Source organism: Anaerobacillus alkalilacustris, from assembly GCF_001866005.1.
GTDB lineage: Bacteria > Bacillota > Bacilli > Bacillales > Anaerobacillaceae > Anaerobacillus > Anaerobacillus alkalilacustris.
In genome coordinates, this window is record NZ_MLQR01000029.1 from 18,474 (window position 1) to 39,468 (window position 20,995).

The 20,995-nt window shown below is 35.1% G+C and carries 19 protein-coding genes and 1 tRNA gene; 6 read left to right on the forward strand and 14 right to left on the reverse strand.

Annotated elements, in window-relative coordinates; genetic code table 11:
* Positions 1–83: 83 nt before the first annotated feature.
* The 3 genes from BKP37_RS10855 to BKP37_RS20765 form a co-directional block, all read right to left on the reverse strand.
* Positions 84–824: a DUF421 domain-containing protein gene (locus BKP37_RS10855; protein ID WP_071309621.1), complete on the reverse strand. Its 741-nt coding sequence runs from the start codon at positions 822–824 to the stop codon at positions 84–86.
* Between the two features lie 81 nt (positions 825–905).
* Entirely contained in the window at positions 906–1,106 is a 201-nt protein-coding gene (locus tag BKP37_RS10860) for a DUF1657 domain-containing protein (RefSeq protein WP_071309622.1), read from the reverse strand.
* 11 nt (positions 1,107–1,117) lie between these two features.
* Entirely contained in the window at positions 1,118–1,249 is a 132-nt protein-coding gene (locus BKP37_RS20765; protein ID WP_281243046.1) for a hypothetical protein, read from the reverse strand.
* 151 nt (positions 1,250–1,400) lie between these two features.
* Here BKP37_RS20765 and ymzB point away from each other — a divergent pair, with 151 nt between their 5' ends.
* Positions 1,401–1,748, forward strand: coding sequence for a protein YmzB (ymzB, locus tag BKP37_RS10865; RefSeq protein WP_071309623.1), 348 nt, complete (start codon positions 1,401–1,403; stop codon positions 1,746–1,748).
* A 344-nt stretch (positions 1,749–2,092) separates the two neighbouring features.
* Here the strand turns inward: ymzB and acnA are convergent, their stop codons facing one another.
* Positions 2,093–4,819, reverse strand: coding sequence for an aconitate hydratase AcnA (acnA, locus tag BKP37_RS10870; protein WP_071309624.1), 2,727 nt, complete (start codon positions 4,817–4,819; stop codon positions 2,093–2,095).
* A 233-nt stretch (positions 4,820–5,052) separates the two neighbouring features.
* Between acnA and sspO the strand changes: the two genes are divergently transcribed.
* The gene (gene sspO, locus BKP37_RS10875) at positions 5,053–5,202 is read left to right on the forward strand and encodes a small acid-soluble spore protein O (RefSeq protein ID WP_071309625.1); all 150 of its coding nucleotides are present in this window, start codon (positions 5,053–5,055) and stop codon (positions 5,200–5,202) included.
* A gap of 441 nt (positions 5,203–5,643) precedes the next feature.
* Here the strand turns inward: sspO and BKP37_RS10880 are convergent, their stop codons facing one another.
* Positions 5,644–5,904 carry a hypothetical protein gene (locus tag BKP37_RS10880; RefSeq protein WP_071309626.1) on the reverse strand — a complete coding sequence of 87 codons (261 nt, stop codon included), beginning with the start codon at positions 5,902–5,904 and terminating at the stop codon, positions 5,644–5,646.
* Positions 5,905–6,048: 144 nt separating this feature from the next.
* Here BKP37_RS10880 and BKP37_RS10885 point away from each other — a divergent pair, with 144 nt between their 5' ends.
* Complete coding sequence (locus BKP37_RS10885; protein WP_071309627.1) at positions 6,049–6,186, forward strand: small acid-soluble spore protein P; 138 nt, start codon at positions 6,049–6,051, stop codon at positions 6,184–6,186.
* 594 nt (positions 6,187–6,780) lie between these two features.
* Here BKP37_RS10885 and selA read toward each other — a convergent pair.
* The gene (gene selA / locus BKP37_RS10890) at positions 6,781–8,202 is read right to left on the reverse strand and encodes an L-seryl-tRNA(Sec) selenium transferase (protein WP_071309628.1); all 1,422 of its coding nucleotides are present in this window, start codon (positions 8,200–8,202) and stop codon (positions 6,781–6,783) included.
* Between the two features lie 916 nt (positions 8,203–9,118).
* Entirely contained in the window at positions 9,119–9,349 is a 231-nt protein-coding gene (locus tag BKP37_RS20870) for an Rdx family protein (protein WP_425424985.1), read from the reverse strand.
* Positions 9,350–9,450: 101 nt separating this feature from the next.
* On the opposite strand from BKP37_RS20870, the gene selD reads away from it, so the two are divergent.
* A complete protein-coding gene (gene selD, locus BKP37_RS10895) occupies positions 9,451–10,503 on the forward strand; it encodes a selenide, water dikinase SelD (protein WP_084034659.1) in 1,053 nt (350 codons plus the stop codon).
* Between the two features lie 99 nt (positions 10,504–10,602).
* The gene (locus BKP37_RS10900; RefSeq protein WP_071309630.1) at positions 10,603–11,478 is read left to right on the forward strand and encodes a selenium metabolism-associated LysR family transcriptional regulator; all 876 of its coding nucleotides are present in this window, start codon (positions 10,603–10,605) and stop codon (positions 11,476–11,478) included.
* 97 nt (positions 11,479–11,575) lie between these two features.
* Here the strand turns inward: BKP37_RS10900 and BKP37_RS10905 are convergent, their stop codons facing one another.
* The 5 genes from BKP37_RS10905 to BKP37_RS10925 form a co-directional block, all read right to left on the reverse strand.
* A complete protein-coding gene (locus tag BKP37_RS10905) occupies positions 11,576–12,643 on the reverse strand; it encodes a glycosyltransferase (protein WP_071309631.1) in 1,068 nt (355 codons plus the stop codon).
* Positions 12,628–14,553: a selenocysteine-specific translation elongation factor gene (gene selB, locus BKP37_RS10910; RefSeq protein WP_071309632.1), complete on the reverse strand. Its 1,926-nt coding sequence runs from the start codon at positions 14,551–14,553 to the stop codon at positions 12,628–12,630. The genes BKP37_RS10905 and selB overlap by 16 nt, the downstream gene beginning before the upstream one ends.
* A 372-nt stretch (positions 14,554–14,925) precedes the next feature.
* Positions 14,926–16,191, reverse strand: coding sequence for a hemolysin family protein (locus tag BKP37_RS10915; RefSeq protein WP_425424986.1), 1,266 nt, complete (start codon positions 16,189–16,191; stop codon positions 14,926–14,928).
* Positions 16,192–16,357: 166 nt separating this feature from the next.
* Complete coding sequence (locus BKP37_RS10920; RefSeq protein ID WP_342707786.1) at positions 16,358–17,062, reverse strand: LysM peptidoglycan-binding domain-containing protein; 705 nt, start codon at positions 17,060–17,062, stop codon at positions 16,358–16,360.
* A 418-nt stretch (positions 17,063–17,480) separates the two neighbouring features.
* Positions 17,481–19,115: an HD domain-containing phosphohydrolase gene (locus tag BKP37_RS10925; protein WP_071309633.1), complete on the reverse strand. Its 1,635-nt coding sequence runs from the start codon at positions 19,113–19,115 to the stop codon at positions 17,481–17,483.
* Positions 19,116–19,564: 449 nt separating this feature from the next.
* Here BKP37_RS10925 and BKP37_RS10930 point away from each other — a divergent pair.
* Positions 19,565–19,661: transfer RNA gene (locus BKP37_RS10930), tRNA-Sec, on the forward strand.
* A 128-nt stretch (positions 19,662–19,789) separates the two neighbouring features.
* On the opposite strand, the gene BKP37_RS19315 is transcribed toward BKP37_RS10930, so the two are convergent.
* Both BKP37_RS19315 and BKP37_RS10935 read right to left on the reverse strand, forming a co-directional pair.
* Positions 19,790–19,969 (reverse strand): site-specific integrase, encoded by a 180-nt coding sequence (locus tag BKP37_RS19315; protein ID WP_084034661.1) that lies wholly within the window; start codon positions 19,967–19,969, stop codon positions 19,790–19,792.
* Between the two features lie 120 nt (positions 19,970–20,089).
* Positions 20,090–20,560 (reverse strand): site-specific integrase, encoded by a 471-nt coding sequence (locus tag BKP37_RS10935; protein ID WP_071309634.1) that lies wholly within the window; start codon positions 20,558–20,560, stop codon positions 20,090–20,092.
* Between the last annotated feature and the right edge of the window lie 435 nt (positions 20,561–20,995).

Here is a 20,995-nt window from a genome sequence, read left to right on the forward strand (position 1 = left end):
TTTTCTCGCCCTCTTTGATGTATTCTTGATTTTACAGAATGTTCTTTATCATTATCAACGTCTGGGCTTCTATTTAAACATAATTATTTGAAAATTTCCTTTTTTATTTTATCTACACGTTGATTTTTTTGACTCACGTAAATTTGACCCGCTTCATCCATTGTCATTAGAAAACAATCAGTATGATCCTTTATCCCATGTTTTTTTAATTGTTCTTCAAGCCACCCTTTAGTACCTACTTTTTTCAAGTTTACATCGACAATAATTCCATCTTGAATGAGCACCGTCGGATATCCTTTAGGAGCTACTTGCTTTAACATATCATTTGGTGTTAGGGAATCGTATTGACTCTTTTTAATCACACTTATTTGTCCGTTGGCCTCCAAAATCGCATAATCGATTTCTGATAGATCAGGTGCGTTTTGCAAGCGCAAGTCCATTAATAGTGATTCAACTGTCATTTTTACTTTTCTCATTTCTTTATTTAATATTTTTCCTTTTTCAATAATAATAATCGGCTCATCCTCGATAATCCGTCTGAATCTAGGTGTTTTTAAAGCAATAATGGACAAAAACAAATGTATACCTGCTATTAATGCTGCGGCTGCTAATGGACCAGCAAGAGGAATATCTCCGCTAGACAATGGTTCACCTACAATATCACCTATGATTACAGCAAAAAGAAAATCTATTGGATTGAGCGCTACCATTGAGCGTTGTCCTAAAATTTTAATAATAACAAAAATATAAATATAGACAATTACTGCACGTATCAAAAATCCATAAACCGGCAAACTCTCTGCACCAGTCCAAAAATCAAACATAATGACAACCCATCCTTATCCTATATGTATAAATTGGCTCGATTAGGACATAGCCTAATGAGCCAAAGTTTATTTTTAATTCTAATTAAATTGCGGTTCTTGTTGTAGGATTTGTTGATAGCGCCCTTCTAATTGGGTAACAATACCTCTTTGTTGTTGGGCTAGTTGACTATATAATTGTTTCGCCTGTTGGTTTTCAGTTTCTAATGAAAACTGAGTGAGGCTTGCTTCAACACTTTGAGCAGAAGCAATGGCTTGCTGCATTTGTGTTTGTACAGTCATATCAAATCCTCCTAATCGTTTTTCATCTTTTCTGCTTCTATTTCAGAAAATGTAGATAATTCAGAAGCATGGTTTTTCTTACCCATTTGCTTTTTATTATTATTTCTTTGCGCGTTAGCATTACCTTTCTTTTGCCTTCCCACTATTAAATCCCCCTCCTTTCGAAGCTATTTCATTTGTAGTATTTTCAACTCCTTACTAAAATATTTCACTTTTTGAGTAAGCTATTACATGCATGATTCATAAATTGAGTGCAAATCATAATCTTTAGGTTACAAAAAGGAGGCGTTTAAGATGAGTGAAATGACAAATAAATCGATTAAATTTTTGCTACAAGAGTTACAGGGATGGGTTGGTTCTGAAATAACAATTGAAAAAAAGGAGCGAAATGATTTAGATAAAAATACATTAGCTTTAAGTGGTGTTGAGATTGCAAATCAAGTTGAGGACGAAGATGACTATGTAGACCCACACACAATACAATTAAAAGGTAATGGAACAGTACTACAAAAAAATGGTAACACCTTTAAGTTACCTTTAGATAGCTACGAACTGCCAATACATGAGCTTTACTCGATCGAAGCATCTAGTGAATTGTTGACAGTAAAAACAGACCGTGCCACATATATTTTGAAAAAATAAGAAGAGCGCAAGGCGCCCGACTATCGGCAACAAACACTGGAAGGTCAGCAAGTAGCGGTCTGCTCTTTGACCGCAACCTATGTGCTTCTGCGTCTGACAGCAATGCTTCGAAGTAGTTTTCCTCGAAGCAGTGTTTTGTGCGACGAGTAATCGCAGGAGCAAAGTAGCATGAAGCATCAAAGAAGCAATCCAGGAAGTCAGAAACTTGACTGAAGTGATCGAGCCGATAGCGCCTGGAGCTAGACAGCTTCCAAGTTAGAAATTTATAAATTCTGATTATGTAAGAAAGAGGGTCAAATTTACATATGTAAATTTGACCCTCTTTACTAATTAATACAGTCTAATTAGGCATTCGCCTTTTCTTCAGCAAGCTTTGCGCGAAGAACCATTTGTAAAATACCTCCGTGACGATAGTAGTCAATTTCGACTTCACTATCGAACCGAGCGATAACTTCGAATTCCTTCTCATCACCAGTTTCATGATTTGTTGCAATAACTGTAACTATATCTCTAGGTCTAATATCATTAGATACTTTAACAGTTAACGCTTCTTTTCCAGTTAAACCTAATACGTCTGCATTTTCCCCTTCTTTAAATTGAAGTGGTAATACCCCCATTAAAACTAGGTTACTGCGGTGGATTCTTTCAAAGCTTTCAGCAATAACAGTTTTGATTCCTAGTAGGTTCGTTCCTTTTGCAGCCCAGTCACGAGAACTTCCCATACCATAATCTTTGCCTGCAAGAACGACTAATCCTGTTCCTGCTTCTTTATACTTCATGCAGGCATCATAAATAGCCATAACCTCTCCTGTAGGCCAATACGTTGTGTATCCACCTTCTGTACCAGGAGCAATTTGGTTTCTAATACGAATATTTGCAAAAGTTCCTCTCATCATTACCTCATGGTTACCTCGACGAGATCCATAAGAATTAAAGTCAGCAGGTGTTAACCCTTTTGAAATTAAATACTTACCAGCAGGTGTATCTTTTCCAATTGAGCCTGCAGGAGAAATGTGGTCTGTAGTTACAGAATCACCAAGTTTTGCAACAACAGTTAATCCTGTAAGTTCTTTTACTTCCTCTGGCTCAGGTGAAAGGTTTTCAAAGAACGGTGGATTTTGAATATACGTTGATTCAGTATCCCACGTATAAAGGTTTTCTTCTGTTGTTTTCAGCTCATTCCAACGCTCATTTTCTTCAAATACACGCTCATACTCTTTCTTAAATAATTCAGGTTTAACAGCTTTAGACATTACTTCCTTAACTTCCTCTGTTGATGGCCAAAGATCTTTAAAATAAACCTCATTTCCATCCTGGTCTTTTCCAAATGAATCATTTAACAGGTCAAAATTCACATTGCCAGCTAAAGCATAGGCAACTACAAGTGGTGGTGAAGCTAAGTAATTTGCTTTTACCAACGCATGAATTCTTCCTTCAAAGTTACGGTTTCCACTAAGAACTGAAGTAACTGTCAGGTCGTTTTCAGCAATCGCTTTTTCAATTTCTATAGGAAGTGGGCCACTGTTACCAATACATGTAGTACAACCGTAACCAACAGTATTAAATCCTAATTTATCAAGGTATGGCGTTAACCCAGCTTCATTTAAATACCCTGTAACAACCTTAGATCCTGGTGCTAAGCTAGTTTTTACGAACGCTGGAACTTTCAAACCTTTTTCCACTGCTTTTTTCGCAAGTAATCCCGCTCCTAGCATAACAAATGGATTAGATGTATTTGTACAGCTAGTAATAGCTGCTATCATCACAGCTCCTGTACCAAATGTTGATGTTTCTCCATTTGGATGTGTCACAGTAACTGATTTAGCAATTTCGTCATCACTTAAATCAAAGCCACTGCTTCCTGCTGGTGCCTTTAATGCTTTTTCCCACTCAGTTTTCATCTTAGAAAGTGGAATTAAGTCTTGTGGACGTTTAGGGCCCGAAAGGTTTGGTTCGATTTCAGATAAATCAATTTCAACTATATCTGTAAAAATAGGATCTTCTAAATCAGAAGTATAGAACAAACTGTTTGCCTTACAGTACTCTTCAACAATCTTAATTTGTTCTTCACTTCTGCCAGTTAGACGTAAGTAATTAAGGGCTTCTTCATCAACTGGGAAGAATCCACATGTTGCACCATATTCAGGTGCCATATTAGAAACTGTTGCACGATCAGCTAAAGGCATTTCCGAAAGACCTGGTCCAAAGAACTCCACGAACTTTCCAACAACATTCTTTTGCCGAAGAACCTGCGTTACTTTTAATGCTAAATCTGTAGCTGTTGTACCATTTGGTAAAGTTCCTACAAGTTTAACTCCAATAACTTCTGGAACTGGGAAATAGGATGGTTGCTTCAGCATTCCTGCTTCTGCCTCAATACCACCAACACCCCAACCAAGAATTCCTAGTCCATTAATCATCGTAGTATGTGAATCTGTTCCTACTAACGAATCGGGAAATGCTTCAAATTCTCCGTTTTGTTCAACCGTTTGAACAACACTTGCCAAATATTCAAGGTTAACTTGGTGGACAATACCAGTCGCTGGTGGAACTGCACGATAATTATCAAATGATTTTTGAGCCCAACTTAAGAACTTATAACGCTCTTCATTTCTAGCGAATTCCAAATCCATATTTTTTTCTAAAGAGTCACCTGCGCCGAATTCATCAACTTGTACAGAATGGTCTACTACAAGGTCAACAGGAATAGCAGGATTAATCTTATTCGGATCTCCACCTAAGTCAGCCATTGCTTTTCTTAAAGACGCTAGATCAACTACTGCAGGAACCCCAGTAAAGTCTTGTAATATTACACGAGAGGGCTTAAAAGGAACATCAATATCCTTAACTTCGCTTGTCCCCCACTTTGCTAAATTTGTTACGTGCTCTTCTTTAATTACTGATCCGTCATATTGTCTTAAAACAGATTCTAGTAAAATCTTAATAGAGTAAGGTAATTTTGTTACATTCCCAACTCCTGCTTCTTCTAGAGCTTTAAGGTTGTAATAATTATACTTTTTACCGTTTACTTGAAACGATGAACGTGCGTTATACAAATTATTTTCATTCATATGTAAAACCCTCCTTCTACATTATCTTACAACACATTTTTTCAATTGTCTAAATACTTTATTAAAAATAAACGTAAAAAATCCTTTTGGTAACGCTTTCCCACCTCCTTCATTCCATGTTTTTGCTCTAATCATTTGCCTATTCACAACTAGTTTTTGTTTCTTTTTCAATTTCATATCATAGAAAACAATAATCTAGAAAAAATAGTAGTAAAGAAATGGAGGTGTGTAATATGGCAAAAAGAAAAGCAAATCATGTAAGACCTGGAATGAATGATGCAAGTGCTCAAGGAATCGGCACAGGATACAACGAAGAATTCTCAAATGAGCCTCTTACAGCAGAACAAAAGCAATTCAATAAAAAAACGAAAAAAAGACAATAAGTAAGAAAAACACAAGGCGCCCGCCTATCGGCGACAAACACTGGAAGACCTGCTCGTAGCGGTCGGGTTTTTGACCGAAAGAGAAGGTCTGAAGTGGTCGAGCCGATGGCGCCTGGAGCTAGACAGTTTCCAAGTTAGAAATTTATAAATTCTGATACTGTAAGAAAAGCGCAAGGAGCCTCGGTCACGAGCAGCTGCTCCTGTGCCACTCCGTTTGCTCAAGAGCAATTGTTTTCCGTGCGACGAGTAATCGCAGGAGCAAAGTAGCATGGAGCATATTCAAGTAGTAATCCAAGAAGACATTGAAGCAGTAACTTGACTGAAGTGACCGAGCTCGTAGGTTGCTTGCGCTAGACAGTTTCAAGGTTAGAAATTTATAAATTCTCATTTTTAAATTAAAAGAAACTCCACAGATCACTGTGGAGTTTCTTTTAACCTTGCTTAACTCATACGATCCAAATTTCCTTTTATTTCTGCTAATTCAGTCTGAAATTTTTCTAATTCAAGACGTTGATGTTCTGATGCATTACGTAAAGCTTTATCAATCACTTGTTCAGCTTCCATAACTTCTTGCTCAGCTTGTTTATAATGGTGACCAAAATCCTCATCGTTAGGTATTAAATTATTTGTTGCTTGCTGAGCTTGAACAAATGCTTGTTGTGCTGCTTGGAATGCTTGTTGCTTGTTTTTAATGTATGGCAAAACAAACTCCCCCTTTTTATCTATTGTACTTTATTAGTTTTTATTATTGGATGAAAATCTATTCACGCTATATATGAATAGTTTTTTAATTTCACTTAAATAATAAGTAACGTAATATAGTTTATTTTTTTGGAGGGGTAAGTAGTGACTGAAAAAAATACGTATAAAGACCAACGTAAAAATGCACCAAAAGGGCATAACCCTGGTCAACCTGAACCTTTAAGTGGGTCTAAAAAAGTAAAAAAACATAATCACGTTGGCCAAACTGACGGTGAGAGCTAACTAAAAGAAGTTAAAACTCCTAACAGTTTAACGGGCGCAAAATTAAAAATGACAGATAAATTGGCGTTGAAACTGACACAGTTTTTAACGCCTTTTTTGTTGTAATATCAATATGATTAGAGGAAATGTGATTAAAATTGGCTCAGATGGCTATATTTTTTTAAATGGAAATAAATTATGGAAAGAGAAAAATGGAAGCCCATACTTGTGTCAATATCCTCTATCGTGTGTACGTTGAATACTGTAGATAATGCTTCCATGAAGTTAATATTATTTCATTTTTAGTATCTAAATAAAGGATGCTTTAGTGCAATAAGCGTTGTTGATCATATTAACTCTATCGGACAAGAGAGCCGTTATTTGTGAACAAAAGGGTATTTTAAAAGGGTTAACGGACATCTTGGTTCATTATTTACTTAATTTAGCACCAAATATAGCAGGTTTTCATGAAATAACGTAGCTCGAAAAATTTGATCAAATCTATAAAATAAGGTATCCTGTGTCCGTTAGCAGATTTTTACTTGCTAATCTAGATCGAATGATGCATACCACTAGCAAAACAATTGCATGGCAATTAAGAGGTTGATGATTACATCAACCTCTTAATTGATTTTCAATATTCTGAAGTGCATCAACAATTAATAATGCTTCTTCTTCTGAAATTGTTCTAAAATCTAAAAGGACTTGGTCAGCCTTTCTTCTCGTTATAATTGCTGGTTTATGTAATCTTAACCGTTCTGACAATTCATTTACTGTAGTTAAATGTGTTGAAATCGCAACTGCTTTTGTAGGAATTTCCTCTGTCGGCATGGTCCCACCACCAATTTGAGAAGTTTCATCAACAATGTCACAAGCATAAATCGAACTTCTGCTTTGCAACGCCTCATAAAAAGATTGAACTTTCCTCTCAATCTCTGTAGCACTTGCAAGAATATCCCTAATTGTAGGCACGTCTTTATGAGCTGAGTTACGTTCATAAGATTTTAATGTACCCTCAAGCGCTGCTAACGTCATTTTATCAACACGCAAAACTCTAGCTAATTGGTGCTTCTTTAACTTTTGAATAATTTCTTTTTTTCCAGCAATTATTCCAGCTTGAGGACCACCTAATAGCTTGTCACCACTAAAGGATACAACATCTACGCCCAAGTCCATTATTTTTGAGACAACAGGCTCCTCACCTATCCCTTGCTTTTGGAAATCGTATAGTGCACCACTTCCCAAATCTTCATAAAAGATTAACCCAGCGTGTTTCTTTTTTAGCTCAAGTAATTCATCTGTTTCAACTGACGCAGTAAATCCAACCGTTTTAAAATTGCTCGTATGAACCTTTAATACCATGGCTGTTTCTTCACCAATAGCCATTTCATAATCATAGAAGTGCGTCTTATTCGTTGTTCCTACTTCAACTAGTTTAGCCCCACTCTCCTCCATGATGGAAGACACCCTAAATGAACCACCAATCTCGACAAGCTGCCCTCTAGACACAATGACTTCCTTATCCTTAGCCAACGCTCGTAATATTAAGTATACAGCCGCAGCATTATTGTTAACGACCATCGCCGCTTCCGCACCTGTAATTCTTTTAATACATTCATCAATAATATCGTGTCTCGAACCGCGTTTACCTTCTTCTATATTGAATTCTAAATTTGAATAATTCTTTGCTGTTTCTACAACTTTCTCAATTGCCATCTCACTTAACTTAGCTCTACCTAAATTGGTATGTAATATTGTTCCTGTAGCATTAATAACTCTTCTTAGATGAAAGGGTTCATGGTTCTCTAGTGTATTTAATAAGCGTTCAAAAAGGAAATCAGTAAATAATTGCTTTGTTGGAGGATCAAACAAAATGTCTTTTTGATCCAAAATTTCTGTCCTTAATTGATCTATCTCTTTTTGTACGAATTTTGTTAATTCACTCTCTGAAAATTCAAATTGGTTACTATATTTTAAAAAACGTTTATCATTTTTTAAAGTATGTATTGCTGGAATTTCTCGTAAATAATAAATCATTTGTACACTCCCCGTCACTAAACAAAATGGTCTATGTTAATGTGAAATATTATACCTAATTTTTTATAAAAACACTAACAGCACTATAGGGCTATCTATCATTCGTTTTTCCAGTCTTACAAAGATTTCGACAATTAAAAAGGGGAAATTAACCAGTTATAAACATTGAAACAATACCTCATAATAAATGTGAGAAGAGTTCAAAAGCTCTTTCTCCCATCAAAATGATTGTTTCTGGAATTAGGATTTGCTTTTTTAAATACTTCAAAGAGGTGATAACGCTTGATAAGCTAAAACCTTTTTCAACTGTTCTAACAAAAGGACATAAAATGAGGTGTATGCGAAAAATACAAATCGATAAGGCCCCAGACAAAAAGTCATGAGATGGTGTAAAGGTGATCGTTTCCGGTCACCTTTTTTACAGTATCAGAATTTATAAATTTCTAACTTGGAAACTGTCTAGCGCAAGTAGCCTACGAGCTCGGTCACTTCAGTCAAGCTACTGACTTCAATAACTACATGAATAACGTCTCTGAATAGCTTCATGTAGCTTTGCTCCTGCGGTTACTCGTCGCACGGAAAACAATTGCTCCTGCGGTTACTCGTCGCACGGAAAACAATTGCTCTTGAGCAAACGGAGTGGCACTGGAGCAGCTGCTCGTGACCAAGGCGCTTGCGCTTTTCTTGTTATATTTGTTAATCGTTACTAATTACATTCAATTAGTAGGAACAAAACTCTTTTGTAAAAAAAGATGAGAACTTTAATTTAGTCCTCATCTTTCCCTTCACTTGTTCGGAAACGTTATTTTTTTTGGTAAAAGCCCCCACCTATAAGCGTAGCGTAGGTGGGATTTTCCAATCAGGTGGAGTAGACTCTCCACCTGATTTTCCGATGTTTCAGCTTGCTGAAACGAGTTCACTTTATTTTTTCTATGATTTCATCAGCTTGTGGAAATTCACCTGTTTCTAGCTTAGAGTACACGTTTATATCGTTAACAATAACTTCGAAAGCGCCACCAGAACTAGGGACTAAATTTAATTTTGTAATATCAGAACGGAAATGATTAAATAATTCTTCTGCGAGACCCGCAGCTTTCGGTGCAAAGTTTCACTGCATACAAAACTGGATTTCAACATGATAAGCCATTAACTACCCCTCATTTCATTAATATTTACTATCATTTTAAGATATTATTTGTCATTAATCAAAAAATACGCTTATACTAATCGGTAGGAGGTGCAAATAACATGGAAAATAATCCAATTAAATTGACATTATTAACTAGCAAAGGTGGCTGAGGATGTAAAATTGGTCCAGAAGACCTGGCACAAGTTTTGTGCCAATTACCTGCTAGAGCCTATGACCCAAATGTCCTTGTAGGACATGAAACTTCTGATGATGCTGGTGTATATCAATTAACAGATGACGTAGCGATTATACAAACGGTTGACTTTTTCACTCCTATTGTGGATGATCCGTATATGTTTGGGCAAATTGCTGCGGCAAATTCATTAAGTGATGTGTACGCGATGGGAGGAACTCCAAAAACGGTGTTAAATATTGTTGGCTATCCTATTAAAAAATTAGGTCCCGATATTTTAGCAAAGATACTATGTGGGGCAACTGACAAAGTTCATGAAGCAGGAGCAACAGTGATCGGAGGGCATTCGATCGATGATCAAGAGCCAAAATTCGGGTTATCTGTTACAGGAGTTATTCATCCAAATAAAGTTTTGAAAAACGTTGGTGCAAAGCCTGGTGATGCACTTGTCCTTACAAAACCTATTGGTGTTGGAATCCAAACCACAGCGATAAAAAGAGACAAGCTTAATGAGGAACAATTATCGAAAGTGATGGAAACGATGGCTGCTTTAAATGATAAGGCAAGTTCCGCACTTGTAAACTTACATCCAAATGCAGCCACAGATATAACTGGTTTTGGACTACTAGGGCATGCTTATGAAATGGCCAAAGGTAGCGACGTCTCCTTTAGCATTCATTACGAGGACGTGCCAGTATTAAATGGCACAAACGAACTTGCTGAAGAAGGAATTGTTCCTGGAGGTTCTAAAGCAAACCACCGCTGGTTAAGTAATGACGTTGACTACGATCCATCTATCCTCGAATATGAACAGTGGATCTTATGTGATGCTATTACATCTGGTGGCCTTCTCGTTAGTCTGCCTTTAGAGGAAGCTCATGGATATGTAGAAGAATTACATAAACTTGGAGTTAAAGAAGCGAAAATCATTGGCTGTGTAAAAGAAAAACAAGAAAAATCTTTGTACGTTACTCGTTAATTTATAAAAGATGCGACTCTCTAAAATTAGTTCACAATGAAGATTGAGTACCTATTAGAGAGTCTTTTTACCTAGCTCCTATGGTAAGGGGGAAATAGGATGAATTTAAAACGGATAAAAACATTTATGATGGTGTTAGATCATAAAAGCTTCTCTACTGTTGCAACTATTTTAAATATTAGTCAACCCGCGGTTAGTAAACAAATAAAAACGCTAGAAGTAGAACTAGGAATTACCTTATTGGTCCGAGAAACGTTAGAACCTACTGAAGCTGGTCGGTTAGTTTATCAAAAAGGAAAGCATTTTCTTTTTGATTGGGAAGTGCTTGTAGAAGAGTGCCGTAGACTTCAGGGTGAGTTAACTGGCGTCATCAAAATTGGAGCGAGTACTGTGCCTGGTACTTATATTGTTCCTCAGCTTTTACGGAAATTTTTAGATAAACACCCAAACGTTGATATTCAATTATCTATCCATGAATCGGATGAGATTAATGGCTTGATCAAAGAAGGGTCTATTGACATAGGTTTCGTAGGAAGTGAACCAATTGGGGAAGAAATCATTAGTCATATTGTTAAAAATGATCATTTTATTTTAATTGGTCCTAACGATAGTGAAAAAATCTTTAACTTAAATTCATTAAAGGATTTGCCGTTTATTTTCCGGACTGAGAAATCTGGAACTTGGCAAGGTGTTGTTAAAAGTCTATCATCCATGGGTATTTCAACCAACGAATTACAATGTATTGCTAGAGTACAATCTACAGAAGCGGTCATTAGTATGGTTGAGGCAAATCTTGGTTATTCCGTTGTTTCTAGTATTGCTGCTACTAAAGCGGTGAAACAAGGACGAATAAAACTGATCCAACAATTGCCTTATAAACGAAACTTTTACTTAACATACGTACAATCAAAAAAAATACATCCTGCAATTGTTTCACTTGTTTCAATATGTTCAGAAGAAAATGTAGGTGAATAATACTTATAAATTAGTAATAAATCGGCCAGTTAACACTGACCGATTTTTCTTTACGATATTGAGGCATGACCGAAGAACTAAAAGAGTTAGAAAGAAACTAACAGTAATTAAGGACTTTATTATACAAATGTAAGTAGCTCGTTATCTCCTTTTCTAAATGATGTTCTTTCATCACATATTCGCTTGCATGTTTTGTTACATATTGGCGTAGTTCGTCATGGAGAACTAGTTCTTTTATTTGATTATAAAATTGCTGTAAGGTTGCAAATAAGAATCCAGTTCTACCGTGGTCGATAATACTTTTATTTCCACCATTATTTCTGGCCACGACAGGTTTTTTAAAAAACATAGCTTCAAGTAATGCCGAAGATTGACCCTCTGAGAATGACGAATTGATAATAACATCACTTTGCTCATAAATCGATGACATTTCTTCAAATGGTACATCCTCATAATAAGAAACCCAAGGGTACTTTTTTGTTACATCAATAACTTCATTTAAAACAGATCGTTCGATCGCTGAACCTACGATCGTAAACGTTAGTTTTGGAAACTGCTGTTTTAATTCAATAAGGGCTGGCATAACAAATAAAACATCTTTTACAGCTCTTAACCCTGCTGGAAGTACGATATTAAATCCGTTATCAGTAAGATTAACCTTTTCCTTAGGTCTAATTCCACTTATTTCAGGCAACCAAACACTTTGCTTAATTACGTGTACTTTACTTTCTAAATTTTCATATACACTAAGTAACTTTTGCTTCGAATCATGACTAAAAACCGTTATCGCAGCTGCATTTCCTAATACTCTTCCTATTTTTTCTTTATGTTCTTCTTTGAATATATCGATATTAACATCGGTACCACCAGACGTAATGACATAGGGTGTTTCAAAATAAAATTGATTTTTTTCTTGCCAGTCACTAAACCTACGAAAATGTAAAATATGGAGCAATGGATTTCGTTCAATCTTTTCTACTATATCTGTAGAAATAGATTGTTCATCAAAAGCTACAACATCTGTATGAACTCGATTTTTGTTTAAACCAGTAACAATTCTTTTTGCTGTTGTAGCATTCCCTCGGCCTTCTTTGTAGTAAGGTGTTAAAAAAGTGATTTTTCCAACTGATTGCCGTTTACTTTCCTTTATTAGTCGTTGTTCCATTTCTCGTACTCCGCTTTTTGCCATTGTCTTTTCGTTTCAATTCGTACAGTTAGCTTTAATGTATCTAATAATTCCATAAATGGTACTAAATATTTTCTTGAAAGCTTTAAAACTTCTTTTGCATCTTGAAGTTCAAATTCATCTTTTGTGTTTTTTCGTAATTTTCTTATAGCTGACATTAATTGAGTAGTAGAGACAATATGTTTTTCATCTAACGCAAACACTTGTTTTGTTCGAATTAAGTAATGACGTAAATCTTCTTGTAATTGTGATGGAAGTTGCGACCTACTGACGATATGATCCCATCCTTCAACTTGAATACCGTTCGCATCTATTTCTTTAACCACTTGTTCCATTCTTTTTGTCCATTTTTCTGGAAAGTGTGGATTGAAACTTCCTAGAGCAATAAACTGTCCTCGTTTTATTATCTTTCCTTCTTTCTCAGCTAAAGAAAGACTAAATTCTAGTAACTTCATTGGATAATTTTGTTTCAGTGAATGAAAGACTTCGGCCTTACTTTTTCCTTCACGTAATGAAAACTCTTCATGAAACTCTTCTAAGTCACCCTTTATTAAGTCAACGATTTCTTCATAAACAGCTGACAAAACATATTCACTTTGGTCTGTCTGAATGATCTCTTGATTAGCTTTCAATTCATTTAATGACGCTATAACTATATCTTCTTGCAAGTCTACATGTTTTTGTAACTGTGGTAAAGTTAAGAACTTTTCCGTTTTTAAGGCATCTATGACTCTTTCAGTTGGTGTACCTTCTCGCTTTCTTTCTAATAATTCAATCGTACTTTCACCGAATTTATATTTCTGACCATTTGGATCAATGACAAGACCACCTCCTATAGTTTCGACAGGAGAAGGCCTACGTAATATAAAACGGTCACCACGTCTTGTTACAATGGGTTCATCTAAACGTAGTTGACATAGAATTGTGTCTTCATCGTTCCCTTCTAATTGGTTTCGATCAAAGAAAACTATCTTCCCATACACCTCTGCTGTGCCTAAATGAAGTTTAATATAGCCTCGTTGTTTCAGTGGGTAATTTAAGCCTTTTAATGTTTGTAATGAGACATCAATAGTAGAGGTTGTCGCGTATTGTTGAGTTGAAACTAATACATCACCACGTTTCACTTCCTCTTTAGCAACACCTCCAAGGTTAATTGCCGTTCGCTGTCCAGCAAACCCTCGCTCTTTTTTTTGGTGATGAACTTGTAGTTGCCTTGCTCTTACCTTTACTTTCTGAGGTAAAACCTCTAAAATATCACCTTCTTGTATCGTACCTTCATAAATGGTTCCTCTTACGACTGTACCTTGGCCATGTACAGTAAAGACTTGATCAATCGGCAGGCGAAACGCTCCTTTTGCATCACGACTAGAAACCTCACTTAACATTGCTTCAATCATGTCCTTTAGATCATCAATCCCCTTACGAGATAAACTGTCAACAAAAGCAAATGGAGCCCCTTCCAAAAACGTCCCTACTATTTCTTGAGCAATATCTTCTTGGGCAAGTTCTAACAGTTCTTCATCAACACGGTCAATTTTTGTCACAACGACAATGCCTCGCTGAATCCCGAGAAGTGATAAAATATCGAGGTGCTCTTTTGTTTGAGGCATAACACCTTCATCAGCACTTACGATTAGCATAACTAAATCAATTCCAGCGACACCCGCTATCATTTGTCTGATAAAACGTTCATGACCTGGTACATCTATGACCGAAACTTGTATATCACTTTTTAATTTTAATGGAGCAAAACCGAGTTCGATTGAAATACTTCTTTCTTTTTCTTCTTTCAAGCGATCGGTATCAATATTTGTTAACGCTTTAGTTAACGTTGTTTTTCCATGATCAATATGTCCTGCCATTCCAATAGTATAAAAACGATCTCCCATGAAATAATTACCAACCTTTCAATTGCTTTTTTATGTATATTCGGTTGCATACCTTTGTACATATATACTTTACTCTTAAAAACATAGGTGTTGCAAGGGAAATGGCAGAGGTAAATGAATATCTAACGTATTAAAGAACGAAGTCGAAATGAAAACGAATGCCTTAAGAAAAGCACAAGCATTATAGATTTAGACGTAAAAAGCTAGACCTAGTCAAGGAAGATATAGGAAAGTGAAAGATGCTAGACTCTCGTTTCTCGCCTTACCGGTATGGAGGTAAGAGAAGTTTTTTGGTCCATAGTGTGCTTATACTAGATATCATTCTACGTTCAAAATTTAAATTCTTGTCTTTGAACAACCAAGCGTCATTCATCATTCGTTTTCTTTTTCATCAATATTTATTTTCACAATCAATTGACGAATGCGCTTTCCATCCATCATGTGAACGATTATGGATAAGTGATGATAAAGGATTTCCTCTCCAATCGTTGGGATTTTCTCAACCCTTTCAACAACCCAACCACCAAGAGAATGATAAGAGCTAACCGGTATAGGAACATTCATCATTTGACAAAATTCAGTTAGCGAAAAGTCAGCAGAAAACTGATACGTTTTTTCATCGATTTGTTTCATTATACTAATCTTTTCATCGTGTTCGTCCCAAATTTCTCCGACAATTTCTTCGAGAACGTCTTCCATTGTAATCAGACCTTCTGTACCACCAAATTCATCAATTACGATAGCCATATGCGTCTTACTCTTTTGCAATTCCGGAAGTAACGATGAGATTTTTAATGATTCGACAACAAACATTGGTTTGCGTAATAAATCCTTTACTTCAAATGTTTTATGTTGTACAAGATGTGATAAAAATTCACGCTCTGATAAGATACCGATAATATTATCGATATGAACTTCATATACAGGGACTCTTGAAAAACGTTCCTCTAAAAACATCGCTAATATCTCGTCATGATTCGCGGATACTTCTACTGCAATCATATCAATTCGGGGTGTTAAAATTTCTCCAACAACGATCTCATCAAAATCTAAAGCACTATGAACAAGTTCCTTTTCTTTTTTATCAATGACGCCTTCCTCTTCACTAATATCAATCATCACCTTCAATTCTTCTTCAGTAACTAGAGGAATCTGTTCTTTCGAAATAATAATTTTGGATATCGCACTTTTTAAAGAGATAAAAACCATTGTGATAGGTGCTAATATATTCATTAAAATAGATAGAATGCCCGATATTTTTAACGCAAAAGATTCAGCGTTCTCTTTTGCATATGACTTTGGTAAGATTTCCCCAAAAATTAACACTAACGTTGTCATCACAACAGTATTAACGATCATACCTGTTCCTGCACCAAAAAGATCTGTCGCAAGCTTGGCTGAAATTGTCGCTGCACCAATATTAACGACATTATTTCCAACTAAGATCGTCGACAATCCTTTATCGAAATTCTCTGATATCATTAATGCATTTTTACTACCTTTACGATTTTCATCCGCATAATTTTTTAATCGGATTCTATTTACACTTGAAAAGGCTGTTTCAGCAGATGAAAAAAAAGCAGATAAAAATAAAAGTAAAATTAATAATGCCATAATAAAAAAAGGAAAAGTTTCCAAAACAGTCACCATCCTATAAACTACAACTTCAGGTTTGCTTAAGATTAACTTTCCCAATATCAACATAATCATTAATTTTTTCGCTTCCACAATATAACTTTTGTTTTCCTACATGTTTTTTAACAGAAACTTACAAATAGGAAAAAACGCTTTATTGTAGAGCCTTTCATTGCTGTAAACTTGCCAACTCAGATAAGGTTAAATGCGCGATAACTTCATACCCTCTTCCCTGACCATGCGGTCTTATCACAACTGTTCCCATATCAGGTATTTTCCCTAAACCCATTCCACTTGGGAAACTATGCGCAACAATAACTTTGTTACTGCCTTGAGGTGGGTGAATTTCTAAAAATATATTGAGGTAATATAATATCCATGACTGTTCCATTACACTTAACCTACCACTCATTTTATAAATCTCAGACCAAAAAGGATCGACCTGAACATTATCTCTTCCAAAAGCCAATTCAGCCGTTTCTATCGTCCTACAGAATGGACTAGCCAGTACTGGATACGTAACAGGAATTTGTAAATTCCGAAGAGTTCTACCATATGTTTCTGCCTGTCTCCTCCCTATTGCTGAAAGGTTTCTTTGCGTAGCACAATTCTCGAAACTATACTTAGGAGCGTCCAGCCCAACTGTAGCTTCGGCATGCCTTGAATAAAGAATATATCCACCTTCTTGTAGGGAGGATAATAATTGATTATTTACATTTGAATAAGGTCGTAAATAAGGTACATACAATGGTTGCCCGATACTTACTTCAGGTATAGCCATATAATTCATCTGCATTAATTGTTGTACAGATAGATGAAACTTTTCTGCTACTGTTTGGATCGTATCACCAGGCTGTACATAATAAATGTTCACTTTATCACCCACTAAATAATTTTCATAAGTATTTATATTCAAATATTAGTAAATGGGTGAACTACTAATTACTTAATAACTATTTTGTAAACTTGCTAATTCCAGCTAGATAACGAACATATATTCACACATGAATGTTACTACACATTAAAAAGGAGCTGATAATATGACATTTCTTAATCTCTCTAAGCTGCTTTTTAACCTTTTTGCAAAATATTTGTAGCTTGCTATAAATGGCCTTCCAGTTGTTGTAAAACCCCCTATAACTGCAGCATCTTCTCCCAATTATTAATTGTTTACAATTATACTATTCCAAATTACCTATGGGACAACTATTTCTAAGAAATGAAAAAGAAGTGGAATTTAACCACTCCTTTAATTAATGAAAATATATATAGTTTTTTGCAATATGTTAAATCTATCTACGTCCCAATTTCCATTTCAAAAATGCTTCTACTACCTCTGGATCAAACTGTTTACCTACTTCATTTTTAATGATCTCTACAGCTTTTGTTTCCATTAGCCCTTTCCTATAAGGACGGTCGGATGTCATCGCATCAAAAGCATCAGCAACACATGTAATTCTAGCTAACAAATGGATATCGGTTCCTTTCAATCTATCTGGATACCCTCTTCCATCCCATCGTTCATGGTGAGATCTAACAATTGGACGTATTTTATTCAGACTATCAATATTCTTAATGATGTCATCTCCATAAACTGGATGAAGCTTAATAAGGTTGAATTCTTCATTTGTTAACTTACCAGATTTTAATAACACATAATCAGGTACTCCGACTTTTCCAATGTCATGTAGGAGCGCTCCTAATTCTAAATCCGAACGTTCTTCTTTTGACAAGTTCATGTAGTTTGCAATTTGTAGGGCATATTCTGTCACACGTCTAGAATGACCAGCAGTGTAGGCATCTCTTTTTTCTAACGTTGTACTAATCATTTGGATTGTTTGTATTAAAAGCCTATCTTTTTCATTTAACACTCTTTTTAGTGCATTGATAATATATATCGTTTCTTTATCTCTTTTTGTTGGTAATGGAGCACTAAAATCGCCTTTAGCAATCTTATCTGCTTGTTCAGTTAATAATGTAAACGGCAATGAAATTTTCCGATTAAGCCATAACCCTGCAATTAATATAATGATTAATGTAAGAAAAGTTAAAAATATAAACGCCTTTTCTAATTGAACTTTCGGTTCATAGAGTTCTGCCTGATCGTATGAAACTCCAATTATAAAATTATCCAAAAGGTACGTAGCTGCTAAAACTCTCTTTATACCTTCGAGAGTTTTAAATTCTTGAAATACTACGTTATCATTCGATAAGCTATCATTTACCCCTTTGAATAAATCTCCAACAACAATTTCTTCTACATGAAGACCAATTAACTTATTATTACCATGTGCAAGTAAGAAACCTTTACTATCAACAATGAAAGTCGATCCAGTAAATCCAAGTGTTGTATTCATAATTGTTGGATTAAAAAAGTTATTTTCAATATTATATGCACCTTTTAATATACCAACAATTTTATTTCCGTTATAAATAGGGGTAGAAATGGATATATAAATCTCCTCAGTATTATGGTTATATTTAATATCTGAAAGTAAAGTAAATTTCTCTTGTAAAACTCTATTTAAAATTTGTTTATCATTACCTTCTTGGACTAGGCTTGAGTACTCAGGTTTTTGGTAAACAATATTTAAATCCCTGTCAAGAATAGTGACCTGATCGAATACGGGCGTAATATCACTTATATTTCCGATACTTTCAAGCCTTAATTCTTGATGAATATTAATTAAACTAAGACGTCCAGCCAATCTTTCTAATGACGTTTTTGCAAAATCTAAATCTTCTAGTGTGTCTTGCTTAATTATTTGTAGTTGTGTATTGATAGAGTTGTGAGCTGTTTCTTTAATCGTAGGAAAAATATATAAATATAATAAAAACCAGAATACAAATAAGATGAATGCTGATGCTCCGATTAAAACTAAACTATTTTTTATATAAGGAACGTTTTTGTAAGTGAATTTAAGCATCCTAACTCCTTGCCTTTTAGAATTAGTCAAACAAAATATTACAATATTCGACCAATATTATTATATAAAAACAGTTCCAGGAAATAAAGCCTGATCCAATACAAAAATAATCAGTTAAAACTTGAAGTCGGAATTTGATGAATTTCGATTCTATATATGTTAAATCTCTTCCTAATTATTCTCTTTAAAAATATTAACCCAATCTTCAATAAATGTGTCACAAGACACATCGATATAGCCATTTAAATAGAAACCAAAAATTTTTAAAGAGTGTATTTTTTTCTTCATAATATTTCGTTTTAGTATATAAAATTTTTCTTATCTACAACTTGTCTTTTTTTTATTTTCGTACTATAATAAGAACTTGTGATGGGTGGATATGGCCTAAGGATATTTTCAAGATAAACCTAAGGACATGCTCTCTAAACGTCGATAAACTAACAATAAATGGGGCTGGTTGTGTAACTGGTGTTTGCCGAGGTCTTCAAAACCTTATGGGAGGCGCGTGCCGTCTTCGGTGGGTTCGATTCCCACACAGTCCCGCCAAACTTTGATACATAATGCTTTTGAGAGGTTATGTAGATGAGGCACCTTGATAAGTTCATTGGCATTTTTCATTACTTTTGTCCATAGAGTGCCGAAAGAGTACCATTAGAGGGTGCCATTTAATTTTTTTAATTATGATCAAATGCCGAATCAAACATATCTGCTGCTTCATCTTGAAGCGAAGGAATTACATGTGAATAAAGATCAAGTGTAATTCCAATTTTAGAATGACCGAGTCGTTCTGAAACAATTTTTGGATGGACGTTTGCTTTTAGCAAATAGTTGCGTGTGTATGTGACGCAGACCATGGAAGCGACTAACTGGTAATTCTGTCTGCGCGACTGCTTTTTTATAGGCTAATCGTAATTCAGACGGATGAACATAGTTTCCAGCTGAATTACAGAATACTTTTGGATTAAAAGATTTTCCTAAAATCTTTTATTATCATCACTTTTTCGTTTATGATCTTTAAGAAACTTTATTAACTTCTTCCCCATAACAATATGACGCTCACCATGTTTGGTCGTGTATTTAATTTTTACTCCTTTTCTTCGAACATCATAAGCCGTTTTATTAATAAACATCTTCTTATTTTTAAAGTCGACATCTTCCCATGTAAGAGCCCTTAATTCACCAAGTCTTGCTCCTGTATAGGGACCTGAATAAATAATGGGACCATAAACTTCATTAGCTATAGCATTGTTTACAAGTAATTCTAACTCATTAGAAGTATACGTTATCGTCTTGATTTTCTGAACTTTTGGTGGCTTTACCTTCTTGACTACATTCTTCTCAATAAATTCCAGATCCACAGCATCTGAAAGTGCTTTTGACAGTACACGGTGGTGATGTTTTACCGATTGCGCAAATAAACGACTATCATCTTCATTGCTATCCAAGGTGTTTTCCGTTTTCAGCTTCCGTGTATAATAATCCTGGATATCTCTAGGTTTCAGTTTACTTAATAAAATATCGCCTAATTCTGGTTTTATAGTTTATAATGCATATTTACCTAGGTGATTATCCCTATTTTTTATAAATTTTCGATTTTTTCGCTATATATAATTCCGCCTGAAGGAAATTGAGTTGGGATAGCTTTTTAATAAAATATGTTTTCTACTTAAAGAAACGCAAAAAATGTAACTTTCCTGTATTAAACTTTTCATTGAAGAACCAACGATAAAATACTCTTGAAATGTAGTTAGTAATGGACATTGTAAGAAAACTCCAATACCATCAAAAACTGTTTTTGTTTGCCTAACGGGGTATTTAATTAATTTATTTTCAACTACTAGCAGATCAAATATCCATGTAATAATTTGTTTAAATAAGAA

Coding starts and splice junctions, on each gene's coding strand:
- selB (WP_071309632.1), bottom strand. CDS start 14,553: ATGGGAGATCGTTTTTATACTATTGGAATGGCAGGACATATTGATCAT.
- acnA (WP_071309624.1), bottom strand. CDS start 4,819: ATGAATGAAAATAATTTGTATAACGCACGTTCATCGTTTCAAGTAAAC.
- BKP37_RS10860 (WP_071309622.1), bottom strand. CDS start 1,106: ATGACTGTACAAACACAAATGCAGCAAGCCATTGCTTCTGCTCAAAGT.
- BKP37_RS10925 (WP_071309633.1), bottom strand. CDS start 19,115: ATGCTTAAATTCACTTACAAAAACGTTCCTTATATAAAAAATAGTTTA.
- BKP37_RS10905 (WP_071309631.1), bottom strand. CDS start 12,643: ATGGAACAACGACTAATAAAGGAAAGTAAACGGCAATCAGTTGGAAAA.
- sspO (WP_071309625.1), top strand. CDS start 5,053: ATGGCAAAAAGAAAAGCAAATCATGTAAGACCTGGAATGAATGATGCA.
- BKP37_RS10855 (WP_071309621.1), bottom strand. CDS start 824: ATGTTTGATTTTTGGACTGGTGCAGAGAGTTTGCCGGTTTATGGATTT.
- selA (WP_071309628.1), bottom strand. CDS start 8,202: ATGATTTATTATTTACGAGAAATTCCAGCAATACATACTTTAAAAAAT.
- ymzB (WP_071309623.1), top strand. CDS start 1,401: ATGAGTGAAATGACAAATAAATCGATTAAATTTTTGCTACAAGAGTTA.
- BKP37_RS10900 (WP_071309630.1), top strand. CDS start 10,603: ATGAATTTAAAACGGATAAAAACATTTATGATGGTGTTAGATCATAAA.
- BKP37_RS19315 (WP_084034661.1), bottom strand. CDS start 19,969: ATGGTCTGCGTCACATACACACGCAACTATTTGCTAAAAGCAAACGTC.